Consider the following 23,842-nt stretch of genomic DNA (forward strand, 5'->3'; position numbering starts at 1 on the left):
GAGAAAGAGAGGGCAATTTATGGTCAATCGGGAAGATATCAGAGCCCTTGTTAATTTTAAGGGCTTGAACAGGTAAGAAGTAAGGTGGTTTACGCTCAGGGATAGACTTTTTCTTTGTATTCGCAGAGATCTTCGATAATGCAGGAACCGCAGCGTGGCTTACGGGCAATACAGGTATACCGTCCGTGCAGGATCAGCCAGTGGTGGCAGTCCACCTTAAATTCCGCAGGGACCACTTTTAACAGCTTCTCTTCCACCTCTTCCACGTTTTTACCCGGCGCGAACCGGGTGCGGTTAGAGACGCGAAAGATATGGGTATCCACGGCGATGGTCGGCCAGCCAAACGCCGTGTTCAGCACCACATTTGCCGTTTTACGCCCGACGCCCGGCAACGCTTCCAGCGCAGCGCGGTCTTCCGGGACTTCGCCGCCGTGCTGCTCCAGCAGGATCCGGCAGGTCTTAATGACGTTTTCGGCCTTGCTGTTAAACAGGCCAATGGTCTTGATATAGGATTTCACACCTTCAACGCCCAGCTCCAGCATGGCCTGCGGCGTATTGGCGACAGGGTAGAGCAGGGCCGTGGCTTTGTTGACGCTCACGTCCGTCGCCTGTGCAGAGAGCAGCACCGCGATCAACAGTTCAAACGGCGAGTTAAAATTCAGCTCTGTCGTTGGATGAGGATTCTCATCGCGCAGGCGCGTCAGGATCGCAATGCGTTTCTCTTTATTCATACTGCTTTCTCGGGGATCCCTTCCTGTACGCTGCGCTCAGCGGCGCGGCGTTTACGTTTTTCATCAATCAGGTATTTTAACGCCAGCATCATCCCAAGGCCAATGAAGGCTCCAGGCGGCAGCATGGCCAGCAGGAACGGAGTGTCCGTATGGAACACCTCAATACGCAGCGACTTCGCCCAGCCGCCAAGCAGCGCGTCCGCACCGTCGAAGAGCGTACCGTTGCCCAAAATTTCACGCAGAGAGCCGAGAACGAACATGGCGGCAGTCGCGCCCATGCCGATGGAAAAACCATCCAGCGCGGATATGGCCGGATTGTTTTTCACCGCAAAGGCTTCAGCGCGGCCTACGACAATACAGTTAGTCACGATAAGCGGAATGAAAATCCCGAGCGACTGGTACAGGCCAAATGCGTAGGCGTTAATCAGCATTTGCACCACGCTGACCACCGACGCAATGATCATGACATAGATCGGAATACGGATTTCCGACGGCGTCCAGCGGCGCAAAACAGAAATAGAAAAGTTAGTCAGGGTGAGCACCAGCGTGGTCGCCAGCCCCAGCCCGAGCGCGTTGGTGGCGGTAGACGTCACCGCCAGCAGCGGACACAGCCCCAGCAGCTGTACCAGCGCGGAGTTGTTCTTCCAGAGACCCTGGACGATAACCTCTTTAACCTGGCTCATGGTCACTCCTCACAGGTGGAAAGATGATTGATCTGCGCGGGCAGCGTTTCGGCATACAGCCCGGCGCGCTTGACGGCGTTGACCACCGCGCGTGGGGTAATCGTGGCACCCGTGAACTGGTCAAACTCGCCGCCATCTTTTTTCACCGCGAAAGCAGGATCGTCTTCGCCATGAATCATCTTTCCGGCGAAGTGTAAGATCCAGTCGCTTAAGCGTGTTTCAATTTTGTCGCCAAGGCCCGGCGTTTCGTGATGCTCCGTCACGCGCGTGCCCAGCACGGTGCCGGAAAAATCGCTGCCCACCAGCAGCTGAATCGCACCGGAGTAACCGTCCGGCGCGGTGGCTTCCATGACGGCACCCACGGGATTATCGCCCTTGCGGGCAATATAAACGCGATGGGGTCCTTTCCCGAGCTGCGGAGCCTGCACGACAAAGCAGCTTTTTTGCAGGTCATTATCGTAGAGGTCGGATGGGATCACCTGATCGAACAGCGTCTTTTGCTGCTTCATTGCCTGCTCTGCAATGGTAGTTTTCGTCAGTTCATTTACCAGCGTGGTCAGCCCGGTGAGGGCGGCAGCGAAGATCGCCAGCGTAACGCCGTGTTTTTGCATTGTTTTTAGCATGGCGTGACCCTTAGCGATGACCGTACACGCGTGGCCGTGTGTAGTAGTCGATGAGCGGAACGGTGATGTTAGCCAGCAGCACGGCAAATGCCACGCCGTCCGGATAACCGCCAAAGCTGCGAATAAGCCAGACCAGCAAGCCCGCCAGCGCGCCGAAAATCAGACGACCACGGTTGGTGGTAGAGGCGGTGACCGGATCGGTCAGAATAAAGAATGCCCCGAGCATGGTCGCGCCGGAGAGCAGATGGAGCTGCGGGCTGGCCAGTGACTCAGGTGAGATGACCCAGCCGAGCGTCGAGCAGACGGCCAGCGTCACCAGGAAGCTCACCGGAATATGCCAGCGGATCGCCTTCTGTTGCAGCAGGAACGCGCCGCCCAACAAATAGGCCAGATTGACCCACTGCCAGCCAGCACCCGCCAGTACGCCGCTGTAAATAGACGATTTCATCACCTGCTCCACGCTGTGTCCGGCACGCAGGGAGGTTTTGAAGGTATCGAGCGGGGTGGCCTGGCTGATGCCGTCCACGCCCATGCGAAGCGCGTTCATATCTGCGCCCAGCGCGGTGTGGCCGGTAAAGATAACGTGCAGGGCATCCATAAAGCCGGGGACGGTGGCGGCGATCTCATGCGGCGGCAGCCAGCTGGTCATCTGTACCGGGAAGGAGATCAGCAGTACCACGTAGCCAATCATCGCCGGGTTAAACGGGTTATGGCCCAGCCCGCCGTACAGCTGCTTGGCGATGATCACCGCAAACACCGTTCCCAATACCACCATCCACCACGGGGCGAACGGGGGAATGCTGATGGCCAGCAACAGGCCGGTCAACAGGGCGGAGTTATCGCTCAGGATGCGAGTCACTTCCATTTTGCGCAGCTTCAGGATCGCTGCTTCCGCTGCGACGGCACTGGCGCAACCCAGAACTAACTGAAAAAGCGTACCCCAGCCGAAAAACCAACACTGTACGGCAATACCTGGCAGCGCGGCCAGGCACACCAGCATCATAATACGCGATGTCTGGCGCTGGTTATGGGTATAAGGGGAACTTGTAATTCTGAAAACCATTTAATCCTCGTTAACGGCTTGCTGCGCGGCTTTCTTTGCCTGAACGCGCGCAATCGCGGCGGCGACTGCGGCTTTGCGTGGATCGTCGTTGGCGGCCGCAGGCCGTTCGTCCTGCTGTGCCGCTTTTCGTGCTTTGGCACGGGCGATGGCCGCTTCAACGGCGGCTTTACGCGGGTCGACAGGCGCTTCACTCTCTTCGGCAGGCTGAACCTGTGCCGCTTTTCGTGCTTTGGCACGGGCGATAGCGGCTTCAACGGCCGCCTTGCGCGGATCCGTCGCTTCCTGTTCAACCACCACTGTCTGCTGACCGGCCTTACGGGCTTTTGCCCTGGCGATAGCCGCTTCCACTGCCGCTTTACGCGGGTCGATATCGGCTTCCGGTTTGGCGTGTTGCGCTTTCTCCGCCTGACGCGCGCGAGCTTCGGCTTTACGCGCTTCGCGGGCCGCAATCGCTTCGCTGTTGTCCGGTCTTTCTCCCGGAGCGATCACAACCGTCTGGGCGGCGGTGGCTTTCTTCTCGCGCACGCGGGCCAGGGCTGCGTTAATGGCATCCTGATCTTTCGCCGCAGGCTGGACGGCAGCCTGCTTATGGCGTTCCTGACGGGCTTGTTTCTCGCGCTCCAGTCGCGCCTGACGCGCTTCAAAGCGGGCCTTCGCTTCAGCGGCACGTTTTTCTTCCATGGAGATGGCGTAGATTTCGGCTTTCTCCTGACGGAAGTATTGCACCAGCGGAATATTGCTTGGGCAGACCCAGGCGCAGGCACCGCATTCAATACAGTCAGCCAGGTTATGCGCCTGGGCTTTATCGTGCAGCTGGCCTTTGCTGTACCAGTACAACTGCTGCGGCAGTAAATCTGCCGGGCATGCGTCCGCACAGGCGCTACAGCGTATGCAGCCTTTCTCTTCCTGCGTTTCGCCCATCTCCGTTGGGGAAGGGGCGAGCAGGCAGTTGGTAATCTTCACCACCGGCACATCCAGCCACGGCAGGGTAAAGCCCATCAGCGGGCCACCCATAATGACCAGTTGATCGCTACCCGGGCAGAAGCCAGCCTGTTCCAGCAGATGACGCACCGGCGTACCCAGACGCGCCCAGACGTTGCCGGGACGGGAGACGGACTCACCGGTCAGCGTGACGACGCGCTCGGTCAATGGCTCGCCGTCAATCACCGCACGTTTCACCGCGTAGGCGGTTCCCACGTTTTGCATCAGCACGCCGATGTCGGACGAACGGCCCCCGTGGGGGACCTGTTTGCCGGTCAGGATCTGCGTCAGCTGTTTTGCCCCGCCGGACGGGTATTTGGTCGGGATCACTCGCAGGGCGATATCGTGGCTGTCCGCCAGTACCGCACGCAGCATCGAAATGGCCTGCGGTTTATTGTCCTCAATACCGATCAGCACTTCGCGGGGTTGCAGAATATGCGCAAGAATGCGAATCCCTTCCACCACCTGCGCGGCACAGTCCTGCATCAGACGGTCATCGGCGGTGATGTACGGTTCGCACTCGGCGGCGTTGATGATCAGCGTTTCGATTTTATCGCCGCCGCCGTGAAGCTTAGCGCCGGTCGGGAAGCCTGCGCCTCCCAGACCCGCCACGCCGAACTGATGAATGCGTTCAATCAGCGCTTCACGGCTGTGGGAACGGTAGTCGCTCCAGCCGTCACGATCGATCCAGCGGTCTTCACCATCGGCTTCAATGATCACGCTCAGCTCAGACAACGCCGACGGATGGGCAACGGTATGGGGGGCAACAGCCACCACCTTACCGGAAGTCGGGGCATGTATCGGCAACATCCGTCCGCGACCAAAGGTCAGCGGCTGGCCGCGAAGAACGCTATCGCCTTCTTTCACGCACAGTTCACCTTCCGCGCCGATATGCTGTTTAAGGGGCATAACGTAACGGGTCGCCAGCGGGATCTGGCGCAGCGGCGTGCCGTTAGACTGCGATTTCATCTCAGGCGGATGAATGCCGCCGTCGAAATCCCAGATCTTCTCTTTTCTGAAGGCAGAAAATAACTTAAGCATGTTGTTCCACAGGAATATTGCGAACCGGAATGGTCTGAAGGTCCCACTTCCAGCTTTCAGTAGTCGTTTCAACCGGGCGTAGTTCTATACACTGCGTCGGGCAGGGCGCCACGCAGAGATTACAGCCGGTGCACAGATCCGCCACAACGGTGTGCATCGCGCGCGTTGCGCCCACAATGGCGTCAACAGGACACGCCTGAATACATTTGGTGCAGCCAATGCAGTTGGCTTCGTCGATGACAGCAAGGGCACGAACGGGCTCCTGGGCCTGTTCATCGCCGTCGACAGGCTGGGGATCGACGTTCAGCAGGGCAGCTATTTTAAGCATGACCGCTTCGCCACCCGGTGCGCAGCGGTTGATCTTTTCGCCCTGCACGCCCACCGCCTCAGCGTAAGGGCGGCAGCCAGGGTAGCCGCACTGCCCGCACTGGCTCTGCGGTAAAAGTTCATCAATTTTTTCAACCACCGGATCGTCCTCCACCGCAAACCGGCGGGAGGCATAACCCAGAATGATGCCAAAGACGAGTCCCAGTACGCTGATGGACGCGATGGCAATCCAGATAGCACTCATTACAACTTCACCAGACCACTAAAGCCCATAAAGGCCAGAGACATTAAACCTGCGGTCACCAGAGCGATGGCGTTACCGCGAAACGGCGCGGGAATATCCGCCGCGGCCAGACGCTCGCGAATCGAGGCGAACAGGACCATAACAAAAGAGAAACCGACCGCCGCGGAAAAACCGTACAGCGCCGATTGCAGGAAATTATGCCCAAGGTTGATATTGAGCAGCGCCACGCCCAGCACCGCGCAGTTGGTGGTGATGAGAGGCAGGAAAATGCCCAGCAGGCGATACAGGGCAGGGCTGGTTTTCCGCACCACCATCTCGGTAAATTGCACCACAACCGCAATGACCAGAATAAAGGCCAGGGTGCGCAGGTAGAGCATGTCGAGCGGGATCAGGATCCAGGTATCAATCAGCCATGCGCAAATGGAGGCCATCGTCATCACGAAGGTGGTCGCCAGCCCCATGCCCATTGCCGTCTCCAGCTTTTTGGAGACGCCCATAAACGGGCACAGGCCAAGGAACTTCACCAGTACGAAGTTATTAACCAGCACAGTTCCGACAAAGAGCAGTAAGTAATCGGTCATTATTTAGCCTGAAATAAAATAGCCGCCTATTATCGGATAAACGACAACAGGCCACAACAGGTTAACTGTAAGGTTATTACGGGTTGACAAAGGTCTTCTTAACGCGCGTCGAACGCTTGAAATAAGGGACCAGAAGCGCCGTCGCCAGTAGCGGAAACAGTAACTGGCGAACCGCCAGCGCGTCAGACACTGGCGAGAAAGCGAATGCTTTGACAGCCAGCAGCACGGAGACCAGCAGCCAGATAATGTAATGTTTTGGCACGTTTTTGCGGCGTTTGAAGAAGGCGATAGTCAGCCACAGCGTGTAGTACCACATCGCGATCGCGAAAACGAACGACACAAACCACGTTGCAATATTGAGCGCACTCTGGGACATCAGTGTCTGGATAGCATGAGGCGTAACCAGTGCGGTGGTGTATAGCAACAGCGCCAGCGAAGCGCTTAATAATGCCACCAGCAGCCATGCCAGCGGGGCGATTAACCAGCCCCCAATTCTCTCTCCAGGCAATGCGGTCATACGCTCTCCCATAGTCTGCGCGAAATGTTATACAGAAATTTGCAGGGCGGAGAGTATATAACATTTCACGCCGAAGGCTACTTTCTTATACAACGTAACGCCACACGGATTTAGGCACTTCCCCCACATTGAACAGACGACCGCCAGAGACCAGTTCGGCGCGACGATGGTCAGCAGCGCGGTACATATTGATGATGTCCTGATTATCCGACAGCGTGTAGTTCAGATGGTCAAACAGTTTTTCCAGGCTTTCAAGGGAATTGATCTTGCGAAATTTTAATAAATAGTCCTGAACTGTCATGTTAATAAGTTTCCATATAAAAGGGTAATACCCATAAAGGTAATGCGTTCGAATAATAAACGGATTAATAAAGACGTAAACTGTCCACTCGGGTAACGCGACGAAATTAGGAGTTTTCTTTGCGAAGATTCAGGCATCAGCAGATGCCTGGAAGAGAAGGGTAACCCCGTTCATTACGGCTGGCAATACGTTCCATGACGTAATGTGTCACGCTTTATGACGACACGGCTTACTTTTGTTGTGCGACAGTAACAGGCTCCGGCGGCTGGTAGTTATCGATATGGCTGGCAATGCCGAGCAACACGACTGAAACCCCAAGGACAATCCATCCCGCTAATTCAATGATTCGATTAATTATTGACGACATAATTTGTGTTTGTAATTTATCCATAAATACAGATTACAAATGTTACAGCGCCCTTTTCGCCAGAGCAAGCGCTTTGGGAACGATTCCCCGAACCCATATACACACTTTAAGGCGAGGTAACAAAAAACGCTGTCGCGAGATGCTATTTTAACTCACAGGGCACATTATTAATCTGTGCGTTAAGCACAAGGCCAGTGATAAATAAGCGCACAGCGAGGGGGCAAACGATGAGTGAAAACATCCGCGTCGGTCTTATTGGCTACGGGTACGCAAGCAAAACCTTTCATGCACCGCTGGTTGCCGGCACGCCGGGAATGGAACTGGCGGCTATCACAAGCAGCGATGAGACTAAGGTCCGCGCCGACTGGCCAGCCGTGCCGGTGGTAACGGAGCCTAAGCATCTGTTTAACGATCCTAATATTGACCTTATTGTCATTCCTACTCCTAACGACACTCATTTCCCCCTGGCGAAAGCGGCGCTGGAGGCAGGGAAACATGTTGTTGTCGATAAGCCCTTCACCGTGACGTTGTCACAGGCGCGCGAGCTGGATGCGCTGGCGCGAAGTCTGGGTCGGTTATTATCGGTCTTTCACAATCGGCGCTGGGACAGCGATTTTCTGACGGTTAAGGCGCTGATAAACGAAGGCACGCTCGGCGAAATTGCCTTTTTTGAGTCGCATTTCGATCGTTATCGTCCGCAGGTGCGAGATCGCTGGCGCGAGCAGGCGGGACCGGGTAGCGGCATCTGGTATGACTTAGCGCCGCATCTTCTCGATCAGGCCGTACATCTGTTTGGTTTGCCCGTGAGCATGACGGTCGATTTAGCGCAGCTCAGGCCGGGGGCGCAGACCACCGACTATTTCCATGCCATTTTGAGTTATCCGCAGCGGCGCATTGTGCTGCACGGGACAATGCTTGCGGCGGCGGAATCGGCCCGCTATATCATTCACGGGGCGCGCGGCAGCTATGTGAAGTTCGGCCTGGATCCGCAGGAAGAGCGCCTCAAAAATGGCGAACGCTTACCGCAGGAGGACTGGGGCTACGACATGCGCGACGGGGTGGTGACGCGTGCGGAGGGTGAGGTACTGGTTGAAGAGACGGTATTGACCCTGCCGGGGAACTATCCAGCGTATTACGCCGCCATTCGTGACGCGCTGAACGGTTCAGGTGAAAATCCGGTTCCCGCAAGCCAGGCAATCCAGATTATGGAGCTCATCGAGCTCGGGATCGAATCTGCCAAACATCGCGCAACGCTCTGTCTGGCATAAGTGCCAAACGCTTTCGTAGGCCGGGTAAGCGCAGCGCCACCCGGCAGTAAAGAGGACTACTGAGCAACTTTATCGCGCAGCGCCTGTTTCTCTTCAGGCGTCAGGAAGGCGATCTCCAGCCCGTTGATTTGCGCCTGACGGATCTGCTCGCGGCTCAGCCCGGCCTGTGGTGCGGCGATGTTGTATTCGTGAATAATATCCACGCCCTGAACCGCCGGATCGTCCGTGTTCAGCGAAGCCAGCACCCCGTGTTCGAGGAAGGTTTTCAGCGGGTGTTGCGCCAGCGACGCCACTGTACTGGTCTGAATATTGGAGGTCAGGCAGGATTCGATTCCAATACGTTGTTCGGCGAGGAAATCCATCAGCGCGCGATCTTCAATGGCTTTCACGCCATGACCTATACGTTCCGCACCCAGCTCACGAATGGCCTGCCAGATGCTTTCCGGCCCCGCGGCTTCCCCCGCATGAACGGTAATATGCCATCCTGCATCACGTGCGCGGTTGAAATGAGACAGGAACAGACTGCCCGGGAAGCCCAGCTCGTCACCGGCCAGGTCGATGGCGGTGATCTGGTCGCGATGCGCCAGTAATGCTTCCAGCTCCTGAAGACAGGCCGCTTCACCGAAGGTACGGCTCATAATGCCGATCAAACGCGCCTGAACGTCAAAGGTTTTGCAGCCTTCACGCACGCCTTCAATGACCGCTTCAACCACGCCCGCTACGGGGAGGTTGTGGGTCATCGCCATATAGCCCGGGGAGAAACGCAGTTCGACATAGTGCAGGCCGTTACGCGCGGCATCTTCGATGTTTTCAAAGGCGACACGGCGACAGGCATCGACCGAGGCCAGCATCTTCACGCCCCAGTCGAGCTTGCTCAGAAAACTCACCAGATCCGGTTCGTTCGACGTGACCTGAACATGCGGGATCAGGGTTTCAAGCGTTTCGGCAGGGAGGGTTAAATTGAACTGGCGACCAAGATCGAGAATGGTTTGGGCACGAATGTTTCCGTCGAGGTGGCGGTGAATATCAGTTAAAGGCAGGCGTGTATCAATCATGGTCGCACTCTTTGCTGGTTAAAGTGCGCCATATTATAAAAACAAAACGGGGTAAAAAGCTATTTGCGCAAGGGAATATTCCGTTGCGCAAATGATTTACAGCAGAGTGTTGATGCCAGCGATAAGGCGTTGAACGCCCTGTTCAAGCTTACTACGCGGACAGCCAGCGTTCAGACGCACATAGCCTTTACCTTCATCCCCATAGGTATATCCCGGCATGATGGCCACTTTTTGCTGATCAATCAGCACGTTTTGCAGCGTATTGTCATCAATGCCAAGCGGGCTGAGATCGATCCATGCCAGATAGGTGGCCTCAGGCGGTTGCCAGATGAGTGTCGGAAATGCAGTATTCAGTTCGTCAGCAATGTAGCGCAGGTTTTCTTCGAGATAGGTCCGCAGCGCGTCCAGCCAGGGTTCTCCCTGTCGGTAGGCAGCAATGTGCGCGGTCAGCGCCAGCACGGAAGGGGAAGAGAGTCCGTCCCGACCTTTTAATGCATTCAGATAGGCGTTACGGCTGGCGTCATCGGCGATAAGCCCCCAGGCACCCGTCAGCGCCGGAATGTTGAAGCTTTTGGAACCCGAGGTCAGCAGCGCCCATTTACCGCGCGCAACCTCGTTCCACGGGGTATGACGATGCGTGCCCCATACCATGTCCATATGAATTTCGTCGCTGATCACCGCTACGTCATAACGTTCACACAGGGCCGCCATTGTGGTCAGCTCTTCCCGCGTCCAGACTTTGCCGGTCGGGTTTTGCGGGCTACACAGCAGCAGCACCTTGTTTTCCGGTTTTGACAGCGCCGCTTCCAGCGCGGCCATATCGCCCTCCCAGCCACACGCTGTTTTCTGCATCGGCACGGAAACAACGGTACGCTGGTTGCCTTCGATGGCTTTATAAAAGGCATCGTAAGCCGGGGTATGGACCACCACGCCGTCGTCAGGCGAGGACCAGAGGCGGATCAGCTCCGAGACCATATAAATGACCGACGGCCCATACACCACGGTTTCGGTATCAATCTGACTGTTAAAGCGTTGCCGGAACCAGTGCGCCACGGCGGCCAGAAATTCGTCATTTTTCCAGCGACTGTAGCCAAACACCCCGTGGTTTATTCGCTGGTGCAGCGCATCGGTAATGCAGGGGGCGGTGGCGAAATCCATATCAGAGATGGTGAAGGGCAGCAGGTCGGCAGCGCCAAAACGGTCAGCGACATAATCCCACTGGGTACACCAGGTGCCGTGTCGATCCACGACGGTTGAAAAATCAAACATGACGGTGCTCCGTAAAGTAAAACCCCCTCATGACGAGGGGGGCGAGGCATCAGGCTTCGACGGTTCGCATCAGGGTTGCCAGCTCATCCTTCACTGACTGTACCTGCGGGCCAATGACGACCTGCAAATTGTGTTGATTTAACTGTACTACGCCAATAGCCCGGTTAGCTTTAAGTGCGTTGGTATCCACTTTGGACATGTCCGCCACCGACAAACGCAGGCGGGTGATGCAGTTATCCAGAGAGGTAATGTTATCCGCACCGCCCAGCGCCGCCAGAATAGCCGGCGTGTTATATCCGGATTTCCCAACGGTACCAGCTACCGCCTGTTCAACGCTGGTGGCCGTATCGGTATCGCGGCCAGGCGTTTTCAGGTTAAAGCGGGTGATGGCGAAGCGGAAGATCCCGTAGTAAACCGCGAACCAGATGGCGGCCACAACCGGCACCAGATACCACTTGGTGGACAGACCGTGCAGGATACCGAAGACCACGAAGTCAATCACGTTACCGTCGGTGTTACCGATGGTCACACCGAGCACAGCCATCACGGTAAAGCCCAGGCCCGTCAGTACGGCGTGGATGAGGTACAGTACCGGCGCTACGAACAGGAACAGGAACTCGATTGGTTCTGTCGTACCGCCCACCACGCAGGCAATAACGCCGGAGATCAGCAGGCCTTTAATTTTATGACGATTTTCCGGACGGGCACAGTGGTACATCGCCAGCGCAGCGCCTGGCAGGCCGCCGAGGAAGGCAGGCATTTTACCCTGAGAGAGGAAACGCGTCGCACTTTCAGAGAAGCCGTGAGTGGTCGGGCAGCTCAGCTGGGCCTGGAAGATGGTCAGCGCGCCGCTAACGGAATGACCGCAAACGTCCATGGTACCGCCGGCTTCGGTAAAGCGGATCAGGGCAACCAGGATATGCTGTAAACCAAATGGCAGCAGCAGACGTTCACCCGTACCGAAAATCATCGGGCCGAAATCACCCGCGCCATTGATAATGCGGCCGATACCGGTGATCCCCATGGCAAAAATCGGCCAAATCAGAGGGATGATCAGACCAAACAGACCCATCACAACCAGCGTAATGATTGGCACAAAGCGGGTGCCGCCGAAGAAGGCCAGCGCATCGGGCAGGCGGATGTTGTGGAAGCGTTCGTGCAGCATCCAGATAATCACCCCCGCGATCACGGCTCCAAGGATCCCGGTATCGATGGACTGAATACCGATCACGCTCTGAATGTTATTGGCTTTCAGTACCGCCGCGTCGGTCGTCGGCAGGATCCCTTTGGCGGTCAGCCAGAAGTTAACCGCAAGGTTCATGACCGCATAGCCAACGAAGCCCGCAAACGCCGCCACGCCTTTGTTTTCGCGCGCCAGACCCAGAGGAATGGCGATACAGAACATTACCGGCAGGAAGCTAAAGGCAAAAGAGCCGACCTTGCTCATCCAGATGAAGATCGCCTGAAGTACCGGATTTCCCAGGAAAGGGATCAGGGTAATGACGTCATGGCTGCTTAACGAGCTGCCGATCCCCAGCATGATCCCGCAAAAAGAGAGAAGCGCCACGGGCAGCATAAAGGTTTTACCCAGTTGCTGGAAAAACTCCCACAGCGATATTTTTTGTGCTGCTTTCGTCGTCATAAAACGACTCCTTAAATGGTAGAAAGAGATTTAACGACCTCGATGGGGCGAGAAGATAAAACGTTTTATCAAACTTTAGTGCGCGCTAAATCACATTCTCAGGCTTTTACTGGTAGTATAAAGATAACGTATTGATAAAACGTTTTAGCGATCTCATTATCAAGGAGTCACGCCACCACATGGCTGTAGCGAAAAAGATCACCATCAACGATGTCGCGCTGGCGGCGGGGGTTTCCGTCAGCACCGTTTCGCTGGTATTGAGCGGGAAGGGGCGCATCTCTCCTGCAACGGGTCAGCGCGTCAACGAGGCCGTTGAGCAGTTAGGCTTTGTGCGTAATCGCCAGGCGTCGGCGCTGCGCGGTGGGCAAAGCGGGGTGATAGGGCTGATCGTTCGCGACCTCACGTCGCCGTTTTATGCAGAACTGACCGCCGGGCTTACCGAGGCGCTTGAAGCGCAGGGGCGAATGGTTTTCCTGCTCCACGGTGGGCGCGAACCGGAGCAGCTGCTCTCCAGGCTGGATATGCTGCTGACGCAAGGGGTGGATGGGGTGATCGTGGCCGGCGCGTCCGGCGTGGGCAGTGAATTGTGTGAGCGCGCGGCGCAGAAAGGCGTACCGTTGGTGTTTGCGTCGCGCGCCAGCTATCTCGACGAAGCCGATACCCTTCGGCCGGATAACATGCAGGCCGCGCAAATGCTGACCGAGCATCTTATTCATCGCGGCCATCAGCGCGTCGCCTGGCTCGGCGGTAAAAGCTCGTCCCTGACGCGTGCCGAGCGGGTGGGCGGTTACTGCTCCACGCTCATCAAATATGGCCTGCCGTTTCACAGCGAATGGGTGGTGGAGTGTGAATCCAGCCAGAAAAAAGCCGCGGAAGCCATCGGCACGTTGCTCCGCAACAGCCCGACGATCAGCGCTGTGATTTGCTATAACGACGTCATTGCGATGGGGGCGTGGTTCGGTTTGATCCGCGCCGGACGCCAGAGCGGTGAGGGCGGGGTAGAAACGTTCTTCGGCCATCAGGTGGCGCTGGGGGCGTTTGCGGATGTCGGTGAAAATGCGTTAGACGATCTCCCCATCGTCTGGGCGACGACGCCGGCTCGTGAGATGGGGTACACCCTGGCAGACAGGATCATGCAGCGCATTGAAAATACGGACGTGCAGGCCGGGCATCAGATTGTGGCTGCGCGGTTAGTGACGGTGAAGTAAACGCTTTGCTTGCACGGGCCTACAACGACTCAGGATCGGAGGCCGGGTAAGCGTCAGCGCCACCCGGCAATAAAAAACCCCTCATGCGAGGGGGTTTTCGTTTACTGCTGCGGTACTGCCGGCGGCGCTGCCGGTTCAGCCGGTGCCGGAATGCCCAGCGTCGGCATACCAAACATACCGACAAACTCTTCCAGCGGCATTTTGTCGCCGTTGAGCGTCACCTGGCCATTAGCATATTGCAGGCTGGTGGAAATGGTGTTGTCTTCCACCTTCGTGATGCGGAACATCTGGCCCATCGCCGCCAGGCCTTTCACCTGTTGGTTTGCCAGTTTCCCTGCATCTTCTTCACCATACCCTTCAAGTTTCGCAATCTGCGTCATGAACTCGGTCGCCATATCCATCGGGATGGTCAGCTTGCTGTCGAGCGATTTCACGCTGCGGTCAACTTCCTGCGCCAGGGTCTGCGGTTCGCCGGTCGCAGCGGCCGGATCCTTCAGGAACAGCGACAGGTTGAAGTTGGTTTCGCCTTTGCCGTTTTTCCAGCTCAGTGGCGCAACGGTAATCACCGGCTCGCCCTTCAGCAGGATCGGCAGGTTATTAAACAGCACCGTCATCGCCTGCTGCTGGTACGCCTGCGGGTTCTGTTGCAGGGCGGCATCGGTCAGCAGAGCCTGGCTCTCTTTGCTGTATTTCTGACTAAATTCGTGCCACGCCTGGCCGTCAATGTTGCCGATTTTCAGAGACAGCTTACCGGTACCGAGATCCTGATTTTGTACCTTCAGGCTTTTCAGGCTGTAATCCAGCTGGGTGTTGATGCTTTTACCGTCTTTGGACACGTCGGACTTGCCGTCCAGATCCATGCCTTCCAGCACCGCCATCTCTTTGCCTTCAATCGCAATGGCGATCTTATCGAGGCTCAGCTTCTGGTCGCCGATACGCTCATCAAAATCGGTCATACGGCTGTTGCCGCTGGCTTTGAGGTTGTTGAAGGTAAGCTGGACTTTCTGGTTATATTCATTGACTGAATTCACCAGGCCGCTTGCGGCATCACCGGTCAGGGAGACAGTCTTGCCGTCACGATCGGCATCAAGCTGGAAATTGCCGCCGCTGAAGGCGACTTTGTCAGTGCCTTGTTCGTAACTCAGCGCTTTCAGGTCGATGTCCGAATGCGTATCACCGGCATAGCTGATGCGGGTATTGATCTCAAACGGCGACGTGTTTTTCGCCATATCGAACAGCGGCTTCGTCACCTCATTATTGACCAGTACGGTTCTGGCGGAAGCCATGGAGGGGATCAGGTTAAATTTCTTCAACTGCGCCAGCGGGAACGGACCGTGGCTGACCACCTCATCCAGCACCACGCTCTGGCCCGGTTTCAGCCAGGCGTTCTGATTACCCGCAACCGGCTTCACCACCACCTGCATATGGCTGGTAAACACGCCACGCTGGTAGTTCTGGTAGCTTAGCTCCAGACCTGCTTCAGGCGCGCTGCGCTTAATCTCGCTGTTTGCCTGCGCCATCATCTCTGCCAGACGGCTTTCCAGCTGTTTCCCGGTATACCAGGAAGCACCCGTCCAGATCACGCCTAAAGCAACAATCACTCCTACCGCTACGACCGATTTTTTCATTGCGATTATCCCTAAAATGAAACCAGGCGGTTAAAACCGCCTGGTGTTACAACGCCTGTTACTAGCTTAGCAAGAGTTGTTAAAAAATTCAGTAAGTCCCTAAAGCTTATTAAAAACACGCGCCAGGCGACCGTTGCCGCTCACCCGGACAGGCGACTCGTTGGCCGCGACAAAGGCGGATTCACCCGGTTTGAGCACCAGACGCTCGCTATCTTTATGCAACGTCGCTTCGCCTTCCACACAGAACAGGATCGCGGCGCTCTCCTGTGCAATGGCGGTTTCGTCTGCGCTGAGGTCATGCAGCGAGAAGGCAAAATCGTCAACCGGAATCGGGAAGTCCAGCTCTGCGCCGTTTTTCACCGGCTGCGTAAGCAGCTCCGCAGCAGGTTTCGCCACGAACTTCACGTTGGCAACCAGCTCAGGGATGTCGATATATTTTGGCGTCAGGCCCGCGCGCAGTACGTTATCGGAGTTAGCCATCACCTCCAGCGCCACGCCATTCAGGTAGGCGTGCGGGGTTTCAGCGAACAGGAACATCGCTTCGCCCGGGTTGAGCTTCACCACGTTCAGCAGCAGCGGAGAGAAGAGGCCGCTGTCGTCCGGATAAAACGCGGAAATTACGCGAATGGTGTCCCATGGCTCACCCTGCTGGCTGTTCAGCGCGGCTTTCAGCACCGCCAGCGCGTGGGATTTTTCCTCGCCCTGCATATTCAGCAGGCTGGCAAACAGCTCGCTCAAGGCTTCTGCGTTCGGGTTTTCCAGGAAATGGGCGATCGCGTTGTGAGCCCCGGCGACCGGTTGCAGCAGGGAGATGATCTCGGAAAACTCGCGGAAGGCATTCATCGCCAGGAAAGGGGTAAGGGCGAAAACCAGTTCCGGCTTGTGGTTAGGATCTTTGTAGTTACGCTCTGCGGCGTCTAACGGAATACCGGCGGCATTTTCTTTGGCAAAGCCCAGCTCAGAGGCTTTTTTGTTCGGGTGAACCTGAATGGAGAGCGGCTGGTCGGCGCACAATACCTTGAACAGAAACGGCAGCTCACCAAAACGATTCGCCACTTTATCGCCGAGCAGTGCGGCTTTGTCGGCGTCGATGACGTCACGCAGGCTGCGAACCTGGCCGCTGGCATCTTCAATTTTTGAGCTGCTCTTCGGATGCGCGCCCATCCACAGCTCTGCCATCGGCAGGTTGTCCGGGTTGGCGATACCGTAGAGATCCGTTAACGCAGTTTTACTTCCCCAGGCGTAGTTTTGCACTGAGTTGATGAGTTTTTGCATTATCAAGCCCTGATTCATATGTGGAATTAACTCCGCGTATTAAAGCAATAAACCGAATGGAAGTAACCTGCGGATGTAAAAAGTCGTACTAGTCTCAGTTTTTGTTAAAAAATTGTGTAGGATAAGCTGACTCGCTTTTAAGCCGGGCAGCGGAACATCTGCCCTGAATAAACAGACCGAAGCAGTAAGTGAGAGAACAATGTCGAATAAACCCTTCCATTATCAGGATCCTTTCCCCCTCAGTCAGGATCAGACCGAGTATTACCTGTTAACCCGCGATTACGTTTCTGTCTCTGAGTTTGAAGGGCAGGAAATCCTCAAAGTTGACCCGCAGGCGCTGACGTTGCTGGCGCAGCAAGCCTTCCATGATGCTTCCTTTATGCTCCGTCCGGCGCATCAGCAGCAGGTTGCTGATATCCTGAGCGACCCGGAAGCCAGTGAGAACGATAAGTACGTTGCCCTGCAATTCCTGCGTAACTCTGATATCGCGGCGAAAGGCATTCTGCCGACCTGCCAGGACACCGGCACGGCGATTATCACCGGTAAAAAAGGCCAGCGCGTCTGGACCGGCGGCGGTGACGAAGCGGCGCTGGCGCGCGGCGTTTACAATACCTACACCGAAGACAACCTGCGCTATTCGCAAAACGCGGCGCTGGATATGTACAAAGAGGTGAACACCGGCACCAACCTGCCTGCGCAGATTGACCTCTACAGCGTCGACGGTGACGAGTACAAATTCCTCTGCATCGCCAAAGGTGGCGGTTCAGCCAACAAAACCTATCTTTACCAGGAAACCAAAGCGCTGCTTACCCCGGGCAAGCTGAAGAATTATCTGGTCGAGAAGATGCGCACCCTCGGCACCGCGGCCTGCCCGCCGTACCATATCGCGTTTGTGATTGGCGGTACGTCTGCCGAAAGCACCCTGAAAACCGTTAAGCTGGCCTCAACCAAATACTACGATGGCCTGCCAACGGAAGGTAACGAACATGGTCAGGCGTTCCGGGACGTGCAGCTTGAGCAGGAACTGCTGGCCGAAGCGCAGAATCTGGGCCTGGGCGCGCAGTTTGGCGGCAAATACTTCGCGCATGACATTCGCGTGATCCGCCTGCCACGCCACGGTGCTTCCTGTCCGGTGGGCATGGGCGTCTCATGCTCGGCGGATCGCAACATCAAGGCGAAGATCAACCGCGACGGCATCTGGATCGAGAAGCTGGAGAACAACCCGGGCAAATATATTCCTGAAGAACTGCGTAAAGCGGGCGAGGGGGAAGCGGTTCGCGTGGACCTGAATCGTCCGATGAAAGAGATCCTCGCGCAGCTTTCGCAGTATCCGGTTTCAACGCGCCTTTCCCTGAACGGGACGATTATCGTGGGCCGCGACATCGCCCATGCGAAGCTGAAAGAGCGCCTGGACAACGGCGAAGGGCTGCCGCAGTACATTAAAGATCACCCGATCTACTACGCAGGCCCGGCAAAAACGCCTGATGGATATGCTTCCGGCTCGTTAGGCCCAACCACGGCGGGCCGTATGGACTCCTACGTCGACCAGTTGCAGGCCAACGGCGGCAGCATGATCATGCTGGCGAAAGGCAACCGCAGCCAGCAGGTGACGGACGCGTGCCACAAGCACGGCGGCTTCTACCTCGGCAGCATAGGCGGCCCGGCAGCGGTGCTGGCGCAGGGCAGTATCAAGAGCCTGGAGTGCGTGGAGTACCCGGAACTGGGTATGGAAGCGATCTGGAAAATTGAAGTGGAAGACTTCCCGGCGTTCATCCTCGTGGATGACAAAGGTAACGACTTCTTCAAACAGATCCAGTCTTCCCAGTGTTCGGCGTGTGTGAAGTAATTCTGTAAATTGCCGGGTGGCGCTGACGCTTACCCGGCCTGCATTCTCGTAGGTCGGGTAAGGCGCAGCCGCCACCCGACATCAAAAAGAGCGCACAAAGCGCCATAACGTTTCTCAGAAGTCATCAATACTTATCTCTTAAGCATGTGAGCAATCCCATCTTTGTTATCAAGGAGTAAGTAATGACAATGCATCGCCGCGAGAAAGACTCCATGGGCGCCATCGACGTCCCGGCCGACAAGCTATGGGGCGCACAAACCCAGCGTTCGCTGGAGCATTTCCGCATTTCGACAGAGAAAATGCCCGTCTCGCTAATCCAGGCGCTGGCGTTGACCAAACGCGCTGCCGCCAAAGTCAATCAGGATCTGGGCCTGCTGGATGCCGATAAAGCCACCGCCATCATCAATGCCGCCGACGAAGTGCTGGCGGGCAAACATCCCGACGAATTCCCCCTTGCCATCTGGCAGACCGGCTCAGGCACCCAGAGCAACATGAACATGAACGAGGTGCTGGCGAACCGCGCAAGCGAGCTGCTTGGCGGCGTGCGCGGCATGGAGCGCAAGGTCCACCCGAACGATGACGTGAACAAAAGCCAGAGTTCCAACGACGTGTTCCCGACGGCCATGCACGTGGCGGCCGTCATCGCAATCCGCGAGCAGCTTATCCCGCAGCTCAACGTGCTTAAATCTACGCTTAACGAGAAAGCGCAGGCCTTCCGCGACATCGTTAAAATTGGTCGTACGCACCTTCAGGACGCCACGCCGCTGACGCTTGGTCAGGAGATCTCCGGCTGGGTGGCAATGCTGGAGCACAATCTTAAGCATATCGACAACAGCCTGCCGCATCTGGCGGAGCTGGCGCTCGGCGGGACGGCGGTGGGCACTGGCTTAAACACCCATCCCGAGTACGCGGTGCGCGTGGCCGAAGAGCTGGCGAAGATCACCGGGCAGCCGTTTGTTACCGCTCCGAATAAATTCGAAGCGCTGGCGACCTGTGATGCGCTGGTGCATACCCATGGCGCGCTGAAAGGGCTGGCGGCCTCGCTGATGAAAATTGCCAACGACGTGCGCTGGCTGGCCTCCGGCCCGCGCTGCGGCATCGGCGAAATCAGCATTCCGGAAAACGAGCCGGGCAGCTCCATTATGCCGGGTAAAGTGAACCCGACCCAGTGCGAAGCCATGACCATGCTGTGCTGTCAGGTGATGGGTAATGACGTGGCGGTTAACATGGGCGGCGCGTCGGGTAACTTCGAGCTTAACGTCTATCGTCCGATGGTGATCCACAACGTACTGCAATCGATTCGTCTGCTGGCCGATGGCATGGAGAGCTTTAACGAGCACTGCGCGGTGGGCATTGAGCCTAATCGCGAGCGAATCAGCCAGCTGCTGAATGAGTCTCTGATGCTGGTAACGGCGCTGAACACCCATATTGGTTATGACAAAGCGGCCGAAATCGCTAAAAAAGCGCACAAAGAGGGGCTTACCCTGAAAGCCTCTGCGCTGGCGCTGGGCTACCTGACGGACGCCGAGTTTGATGCCTGGGTCCGCCCGGAAGCGATGGTGGGCAGCCTCAGATAATCACTGCGCCACATACAGGTGCAGCCGCGGAATAATCAGCTGTAGCGGCTGCGCCTGGGGTTTATAGCGATGCTGAACGTTTTCAGCATCGTAATTCAGCAGTTCCCCGATATCCGGCACCACCGCACCCTGATCGGCATCGTAGAGCGCAATCAGCGGCGTCGGGCAGGCGTATTGCACCTGCTTTTGTTGTCCGGCGTACCAGACGCGGGCGATAGGCTGTACCTTCACCGGACGCTTTATTTTAAGACGGGTATCAGCTGGCAGGGAGGCAATGCTGTGGTACTCCTGCTCCAGCCGTTCAATCCACTGTTCCCGCGACCACGGGGCGACCGTTCGCGGCGATTTCAGGCTTTTCTCCAGCTGAGCCAGGATCTCATCGCGCGTGAAATTTTTAATGATGTGCTTGTTGGCCCAGCCGAAGCGCAGCGTGGCGGGGTGGCGCAGTACCGTCAGCGTGCGGTAAGCATTCAGGGTGATCAGCCCCGGAAGCTGGCGATGCACCCATTCAAAACGGGCAGCCGGCGCCAGCCCGGACTCAACGGTTACAATCTTCTCAAACGCGGCTTTCAGCGTATTGATATGCGTAATCTGCGCCTCAATTCCTTCACGCGTTGCGGCATCCGTTTGCAGGCAGATGACGCCGGGCAGGCGAACGGCGGCCTTACTGCTGCGATTTTCGGACTGCTGCTGGATGAAAAGGCGACGAAAGTGCTGCAACGTCATTTCCAGCGCCGCCTTGCCAATATGCTGCGTCACCTCAATGGTGTTCAGCGGGTCGTGCTCCGCGCCTTTCGCCACCTCGGGCAGGGAAAAGACGCGGGCGGCCAGCAGGCGGCAGTCCTGAAGTTGCCCCGTGAGGGTCAGTAACGCCTGCTCTATTTCCCGAAATGTGGTGTTAAGCCTTTCGATGAGATCGTAAGTTGCCATGGCAGCCCTTAATTAGTTACAACATACTACTGATATAGCATAACACGCCGGGTCAGGCCAGCGTGCGGTTTAGGTCAGGCAGGTACGGGAAGGGGAAGATTGTGATAGATCGGCCAGCTAAAGACGAACCGGGCTCCACCCAGCTCGCTCGCTTCGCAGCGAACCGAACCGCCCATCGCCTGGGCAATAGAACGGACAATAGCCAGCCCCAGACCACAGCCGCCGGTAGCCCGGTCGCGGCTGGGATCGAGGCGCACAAACGGCTCAAAAACTTTTTCACGCTCCGCCGGCTCAATGCCGGGGCCATCGTCTTCCACACACAGAATCGCCTGGCTTCCCTGCAAATCTAAACCTATGCGCAGCGTCGTTTCGCTGTAGCGCATGGCGTTGTTCATCAGATTATCCAGCACGCGTTCCATCAGGCGCATGTCCAGTGCGCCGTACGCGCCGGGGGTAATGGCTGTCAGCAGTTTTCGCTGAGGGTTAACGCTCTGCACATCGTTAATATGCGTCTGTAGCCAGACGGGGAGATCCGGTGAACTGAGGTGCAACTCCGTCTGAGGCCGATCGAGGCGGGCATAGGTCAGCAGCTCTTCAATCAGCGCTTCAAGCTGGCCAATATCCCGATTGAGCGCCTGCGATTCCGCCCCGGTGAGGTTCTCGCTCATCTCCAGGCGATAACGCAGGCGTACCAGCGGAGTGCGCAGTTCATGCGCAATGCCGTCGATCAGCTGCTTCTTGCTGGCAATCAGGGCGTTGATGTTATCGGCCATCTGGTTGAAGGCAATACCGAGCCGGTCAAAACTGGAACCGCTGTCGAAATGTATGCGTTCAGTTAAATGACCCTCTCCAAAACGCTGTGCGGCGGATTCCAGTTTCAGCATGTCCTGCCAGTGCGGTCGCATCCAGATGAACACAGGTAAAGCGAGCGAAATGGCAATAAAGCCCAGCAGAGCGAGATCCAGCAGGCGCATCTGGTGCAGGTAATAGAGATAGGGCACTGGCCCGACGGCCAGAACATAATGGCTGCGCGGAATACGCTGAATGAAGGTATATTTCTCGTCCAGTGCGACGATGTCTCCGTCGCGCAGACGCTGCATCGCAGGCGGCGCTAAGTCAAAATCCTTCATGGGTTCGATACGCAAATCAAACGACAGATTCAGATCCAGCTCTTTTAACGTGCGCGCCCAGTCATGAGGAGGAATTTCTCGCAGCTCGCTACGCATCAGATAGAGCGAGCTTTTCATCAGATCGTCCAGGGATTGCCTGCCCGCGCGCTCTGCGGTGAATTTGTAGACCAGCCCGACCAGCATGGTCATCACCAGAAAGCAGACAAACAGCAGGAGATAAAACTGCACAAACAGCTTTTTCATTGGATAGCACCGCTAAATCAATCAATTAAGAACCCGGCTTTACTTCGTCAGCCCTGCGTGGACATCCATATCACCACAGGAACGAAGAAGGTTGATGATACACTTTCTTCTGAAACAGAGGGAGCAAAGTGAGCAGCACGATTATGCGGAATAGTTAAATTTAAAGGGCAATGTCGTAAAAAAGCCTGCATTTTGCAGGCATTAATAATGATGGATTGTAATTTTTCTCATTCTGAGTGAAATAAATGCTGTGTTGTTAACCGGACTAGTGACAGAAAATATTATAAATATTGTTTGGCAGCATCAGATATTTCCTGAGAGGTAAGTTCCCTGTCTGAAGCAACATAGATAGAATTATGATCTCCCGTCAACGACGGAAAGCTTGCAGTCATGATCTGAAGATTAATTTCTTCACCATCCGGATATGTCTGGCGTACAGACGTTATGCCCTTAAGCACGATAATGACTTTGCTGGGGTTGGCATTAAAAAAAATGATCACCTTTTTCATATATCACTCTATATCTCTTTGTGATTGTGTAAGGTAAGTATGTTCCAGAAGCGTGGCTCCTTTCCATTTTTTGCTCTCTTTGGGAAATAAAAGCAAGCAATATCCTGCCTTAACGTGTATGGTGGCAATCCTTTTCATTCAGGAGCAGCCTATGTCGGGACGTAAAAACTCGCAACTTCGTCGCAATTATTTAGTCAAATGTTCATGTCCAAACTGCGCTAAAGAGTCAGAGCACAGTTTCACTCGCATACAAAAGGGGGCCCAGCTTGTCTGTCCCTACTGTAGCGCTTTGTTTAAATCCTCTCAGCGTCTCTGAAGAAATACTCATACAAGAAGTGGAAGAGACGATGTTTTTCGCGGCCGCCTGACCTCAATAACACTTTACTGATTTACAAGCAGTTAGCATCGGATTGTAGACTGCTTGTGCAGTCCACGAGCCAGAAGCAACATCATCGTCAACGCGGCTGTGTGCTGATATTATTTATCGCAAAGCGTTACATTCGCAGCAGCAGGGCCTTTATCGCCGCTTACGATGATAAATTCGACTTTCTGACCTTCAAAAAGTGTTTTGAAGTTCTCTCCCTGAAGGGCAGAGAAATGCACGAAAACATCTTTGCTGCCATCCACAGGGGAGATAAAACCAAAGCCTTTATCTTCCTTAAACCACTTAACCAGACCTAAAATTTTTGATGACATAAAGACTCCATTTGAACATTTCCGAAGTGATATAAAAGCTAATAAACATATAATGCTAAGGTGTGGACTCAAAAGGAGGGGATATCAGCGATAGCGCCTGGTTATGA

Annotated in this window: 24 protein-coding genes; 5 read left to right on the plus strand and 19 right to left on the minus strand. The window is 55.8% G+C overall.

Annotated elements, in window-relative coordinates; genetic code table 11:
- Positions 1-95: 95 nt before the first annotated feature.
- The 10 genes from nth to blr form a co-directional block, all read right to left on the minus strand.
- Positions 96-731, minus strand: a complete 636-nt coding sequence (gene nth, locus FZF21_RS09520) for an endonuclease III (protein ID WP_015570668.1) — start codon at positions 729-731, stop codon at positions 96-98.
- Positions 728-1,414: an electron transport complex subunit E gene (locus tag FZF21_RS09525; RefSeq protein WP_003857592.1), complete on the minus strand. Its 687-nt coding sequence runs from the start codon at positions 1,412-1,414 to the stop codon at positions 728-730. Before FZF21_RS09525 ends, nth begins: the two co-directional genes overlap by 4 nt.
- A 2-nt stretch (positions 1,415-1,416) precedes the next feature.
- On the minus strand, positions 1,417-2,037 hold the full coding sequence (gene rsxG, locus FZF21_RS09530) for an electron transport complex subunit RsxG (RefSeq protein WP_047737576.1): 621 nt from the start codon (positions 2,035-2,037) through the stop codon (positions 1,417-1,419).
- 10 nt (positions 2,038-2,047) lie between these two features.
- Positions 2,048-3,100, minus strand: coding sequence for an electron transport complex subunit RsxD (rsxD, locus tag FZF21_RS09535; protein WP_047737573.1), 1,053 nt, complete (start codon positions 3,098-3,100; stop codon positions 2,048-2,050).
- Positions 3,101-5,122 (minus strand): electron transport complex subunit RsxC, encoded by a 2,022-nt coding sequence (gene rsxC / locus FZF21_RS09540; protein ID WP_015570665.1) that lies wholly within the window; start codon positions 5,120-5,122, stop codon positions 3,101-3,103.
- Positions 5,115-5,693 (minus strand): electron transport complex subunit RsxB, encoded by a 579-nt coding sequence (gene rsxB, locus FZF21_RS09545; protein WP_015570664.1) that lies wholly within the window; start codon positions 5,691-5,693, stop codon positions 5,115-5,117. The genes rsxC and rsxB overlap by 8 nt, the downstream gene beginning before the upstream one ends.
- Positions 5,693-6,274 (minus strand): electron transport complex subunit RsxA, encoded by a 582-nt coding sequence (gene rsxA / locus FZF21_RS09550; RefSeq protein WP_003857582.1) that lies wholly within the window; start codon positions 6,272-6,274, stop codon positions 5,693-5,695. The genes rsxB and rsxA overlap by 1 nt, the downstream gene beginning before the upstream one ends.
- Positions 6,275-6,350: 76 nt before the next feature.
- Positions 6,351-6,791, minus strand: coding sequence for a DUF2569 domain-containing protein (locus FZF21_RS09555; RefSeq protein ID WP_017693547.1), 441 nt, complete (start codon positions 6,789-6,791; stop codon positions 6,351-6,353).
- Positions 6,792-6,876: 85 nt separating this feature from the next.
- On the minus strand, positions 6,877-7,092 hold the full coding sequence (ydgT, locus tag FZF21_RS09560; protein ID WP_000217941.1) for a transcription modulator YdgT: 216 nt from the start codon (positions 7,090-7,092) through the stop codon (positions 6,877-6,879).
- Positions 7,093-7,321: 229 nt separating this feature from the next.
- Positions 7,322-7,447: a division septum protein Blr gene (blr, locus tag FZF21_RS09565; protein ID WP_151884424.1), complete on the minus strand. Its 126-nt coding sequence runs from the start codon at positions 7,445-7,447 to the stop codon at positions 7,322-7,324.
- A 239-nt stretch (positions 7,448-7,686) separates the two neighbouring features.
- On the opposite strand from blr, the gene FZF21_RS09570 reads away from it, so the two are divergent.
- Positions 7,687-8,727 carry an oxidoreductase gene (locus FZF21_RS09570; RefSeq protein WP_017693546.1) on the plus strand — a complete coding sequence of 347 codons (1,041 nt, stop codon included), beginning with the start codon at positions 7,687-7,689 and terminating at the stop codon, positions 8,725-8,727.
- Between the two features lie 56 nt (positions 8,728-8,783).
- Here the strand turns inward: FZF21_RS09570 and add are convergent, their stop codons facing one another.
- The 3 genes from add to malX form a co-directional block, all read right to left on the minus strand.
- Entirely contained in the window at positions 8,784-9,782 is a 999-nt protein-coding gene (gene add, locus FZF21_RS09575) for an adenosine deaminase (RefSeq protein WP_015570661.1), read from the minus strand.
- 96 nt (positions 9,783-9,878) lie between these two features.
- A complete protein-coding gene (locus FZF21_RS09580; RefSeq protein WP_063945763.1) occupies positions 9,879-11,051 on the minus strand; it encodes a MalY/PatB family protein in 1,173 nt (390 codons plus the stop codon).
- A gap of 49 nt (positions 11,052-11,100) precedes the next feature.
- The gene (gene malX / locus FZF21_RS09585; protein ID WP_023324552.1) at positions 11,101-12,693 is read right to left on the minus strand and encodes a maltose/glucose-specific PTS transporter subunit IIBC; all 1,593 of its coding nucleotides are present in this window, start codon (positions 12,691-12,693) and stop codon (positions 11,101-11,103) included.
- 179 nt (positions 12,694-12,872) lie between these two features.
- Between malX and FZF21_RS09590 the strand changes: the two genes are divergently transcribed.
- Positions 12,873-13,901, plus strand: a complete 1,029-nt coding sequence (locus FZF21_RS09590) for a Mal regulon transcriptional regulator MalI (protein ID WP_063945761.1) — start codon at positions 12,873-12,875, stop codon at positions 13,899-13,901.
- Positions 13,902-14,002: 101 nt separating this feature from the next.
- On the opposite strand, the gene FZF21_RS09595 is transcribed toward FZF21_RS09590, so the two are convergent.
- Positions 14,003-15,529: a YdgA family protein gene (locus tag FZF21_RS09595; RefSeq protein WP_047731142.1), complete on the minus strand. Its 1,527-nt coding sequence runs from the start codon at positions 15,527-15,529 to the stop codon at positions 14,003-14,005.
- Between the two features lie 99 nt (positions 15,530-15,628).
- Positions 15,629-16,804, minus strand: coding sequence for a mannose-6-phosphate isomerase (gene manA / locus FZF21_RS09600; RefSeq protein ID WP_045340338.1), 1,176 nt, complete (start codon positions 16,802-16,804; stop codon positions 15,629-15,631).
- A gap of 199 nt (positions 16,805-17,003) precedes the next feature.
- Here manA and fumA point away from each other — a divergent pair, with 199 nt between their 5' ends.
- Both fumA and fumC read left to right on the plus strand, forming a co-directional pair.
- Positions 17,004-18,650, plus strand: a complete 1,647-nt coding sequence (fumA, locus tag FZF21_RS09605; RefSeq protein WP_015570656.1) for a class I fumarate hydratase FumA — start codon at positions 17,004-17,006, stop codon at positions 18,648-18,650.
- 182 nt (positions 18,651-18,832) lie between these two features.
- Positions 18,833-20,227, plus strand: coding sequence for a class II fumarate hydratase (fumC, locus tag FZF21_RS09610; protein ID WP_017693543.1), 1,395 nt, complete (start codon positions 18,833-18,835; stop codon positions 20,225-20,227).
- On the opposite strand, the gene tus is transcribed toward fumC, so the two are convergent.
- From tus to FZF21_RS09625, 3 genes are all read right to left on the minus strand, one after another.
- Positions 20,228-21,157, minus strand: a complete 930-nt coding sequence (gene tus, locus FZF21_RS09615) for a DNA replication terminus site-binding protein (RefSeq protein WP_023296464.1) — start codon at positions 21,155-21,157, stop codon at positions 20,228-20,230.
- A gap of 74 nt (positions 21,158-21,231) precedes the next feature.
- Positions 21,232-22,530 (minus strand): two-component system sensor histidine kinase RstB, encoded by a 1,299-nt coding sequence (rstB, locus tag FZF21_RS09620; RefSeq protein WP_023296465.1) that lies wholly within the window; start codon positions 22,528-22,530, stop codon positions 21,232-21,234.
- A gap of 281 nt (positions 22,531-22,811) precedes the next feature.
- Positions 22,812-23,039: a hypothetical protein gene (locus FZF21_RS09625; protein ID WP_017384578.1), complete on the minus strand. Its 228-nt coding sequence runs from the start codon at positions 23,037-23,039 to the stop codon at positions 22,812-22,814.
- A gap of 151 nt (positions 23,040-23,190) precedes the next feature.
- On the opposite strand from FZF21_RS09625, the gene FZF21_RS22195 reads away from it, so the two are divergent.
- Positions 23,191-23,355 carry a YnfU family zinc-binding protein gene (locus FZF21_RS22195; RefSeq protein ID WP_213083756.1) on the plus strand — a complete coding sequence of 55 codons (165 nt, stop codon included), beginning with the start codon at positions 23,191-23,193 and terminating at the stop codon, positions 23,353-23,355.
- A 161-nt stretch (positions 23,356-23,516) separates the two neighbouring features.
- On the opposite strand, the gene FZF21_RS09630 is transcribed toward FZF21_RS22195, so the two are convergent.
- Positions 23,517-23,735, minus strand: a complete 219-nt coding sequence (locus FZF21_RS09630) for a cold shock domain-containing protein (protein WP_017384577.1) — start codon at positions 23,733-23,735, stop codon at positions 23,517-23,519.
- Between the last annotated feature and the right edge of the window lie 107 nt (positions 23,736-23,842).

It is taken from the genome of Enterobacter sp. LU1 (genome assembly GCF_008271405.2).
GTDB lineage: Bacteria > Pseudomonadota > Gammaproteobacteria > Enterobacterales > Enterobacteriaceae > Enterobacter > Enterobacter hormaechei_C.

Excerpts from the sequence above, each read along its gene's own strand:
- nth (WP_015570668.1), bottom strand. The coding sequence starts at position 731 with ATGAATAAAGAGAAACGCATTGCGATCCTGACGCGCCTGCGCGATGAG.
- FZF21_RS09525 (WP_003857592.1), bottom strand. The coding sequence starts at position 1,414 with ATGAGCCAGGTTAAAGAGGTTATCGTCCAGGGTCTCTGGAAGAACAAC.
- rsxG (WP_047737576.1), bottom strand. The coding sequence starts at position 2,037 with ATGCTAAAAACAATGCAAAAACACGGCGTTACGCTGGCGATCTTCGCT.
- rsxD (WP_047737573.1), bottom strand. The coding sequence starts at position 3,100 with ATGGTTTTCAGAATTACAAGTTCCCCTTATACCCATAACCAGCGCCAG.
- rsxC (WP_015570665.1), bottom strand. The coding sequence starts at position 5,122 with ATGCTTAAGTTATTTTCTGCCTTCAGAAAAGAGAAGATCTGGGATTTC.
- rsxB (WP_015570664.1), bottom strand. The coding sequence starts at position 5,693 with ATGAGTGCTATCTGGATTGCCATCGCGTCCATCAGCGTACTGGGACTC.
- rsxA (WP_003857582.1), bottom strand. The coding sequence starts at position 6,274 with ATGACCGATTACTTACTGCTCTTTGTCGGAACTGTGCTGGTTAATAAC.
- FZF21_RS09555 (WP_017693547.1), bottom strand. The coding sequence starts at position 6,791 with ATGACCGCATTGCCTGGAGAGAGAATTGGGGGCTGGTTAATCGCCCCG.
- ydgT (WP_000217941.1), bottom strand. The coding sequence starts at position 7,092 with ATGACAGTTCAGGACTATTTATTAAAATTTCGCAAGATCAATTCCCTT.
- FZF21_RS09570 (WP_017693546.1), top strand. The coding sequence starts at position 7,687 with ATGAGTGAAAACATCCGCGTCGGTCTTATTGGCTACGGGTACGCAAGC.
- add (WP_015570661.1), bottom strand. The coding sequence starts at position 9,782 with ATGATTGATACACGCCTGCCTTTAACTGATATTCACCGCCACCTCGAC.
- FZF21_RS09580 (WP_063945763.1), bottom strand. The coding sequence starts at position 11,051 with ATGTTTGATTTTTCAACCGTCGTGGATCGACACGGCACCTGGTGTACC.
- malX (WP_023324552.1), bottom strand. The coding sequence starts at position 12,693 with ATGACGACGAAAGCAGCACAAAAAATATCGCTGTGGGAGTTTTTCCAG.
- FZF21_RS09590 (WP_063945761.1), top strand. The coding sequence starts at position 12,873 with ATGGCTGTAGCGAAAAAGATCACCATCAACGATGTCGCGCTGGCGGCG.
- FZF21_RS09595 (WP_047731142.1), bottom strand. The coding sequence starts at position 15,529 with ATGAAAAAATCGGTCGTAGCGGTAGGAGTGATTGTTGCTTTAGGCGTG.
- manA (WP_045340338.1), bottom strand. The coding sequence starts at position 16,804 with ATGCAAAAACTCATCAACTCAGTGCAAAACTACGCCTGGGGAAGTAAA.
- fumA (WP_015570656.1), top strand. The coding sequence starts at position 17,004 with ATGTCGAATAAACCCTTCCATTATCAGGATCCTTTCCCCCTCAGTCAG.
- fumC (WP_017693543.1), top strand. The coding sequence starts at position 18,833 with ATGACAATGCATCGCCGCGAGAAAGACTCCATGGGCGCCATCGACGTC.
- tus (WP_023296464.1), bottom strand. The coding sequence starts at position 21,157 with ATGGCAACTTACGATCTCATCGAAAGGCTTAACACCACATTTCGGGAA.
- rstB (WP_023296465.1), bottom strand. The coding sequence starts at position 22,530 with ATGAAAAAGCTGTTTGTGCAGTTTTATCTCCTGCTGTTTGTCTGCTTT.
- FZF21_RS09625 (WP_017384578.1), bottom strand. The coding sequence starts at position 23,039 with ATGAAAAAGGTGATCATTTTTTTTAATGCCAACCCCAGCAAAGTCATT.
- FZF21_RS22195 (WP_213083756.1), top strand. The coding sequence starts at position 23,191 with ATGTCGGGACGTAAAAACTCGCAACTTCGTCGCAATTATTTAGTCAAA.
- FZF21_RS09630 (WP_017384577.1), bottom strand. The coding sequence starts at position 23,735 with ATGTCATCAAAAATTTTAGGTCTGGTTAAGTGGTTTAAGGAAGATAAA.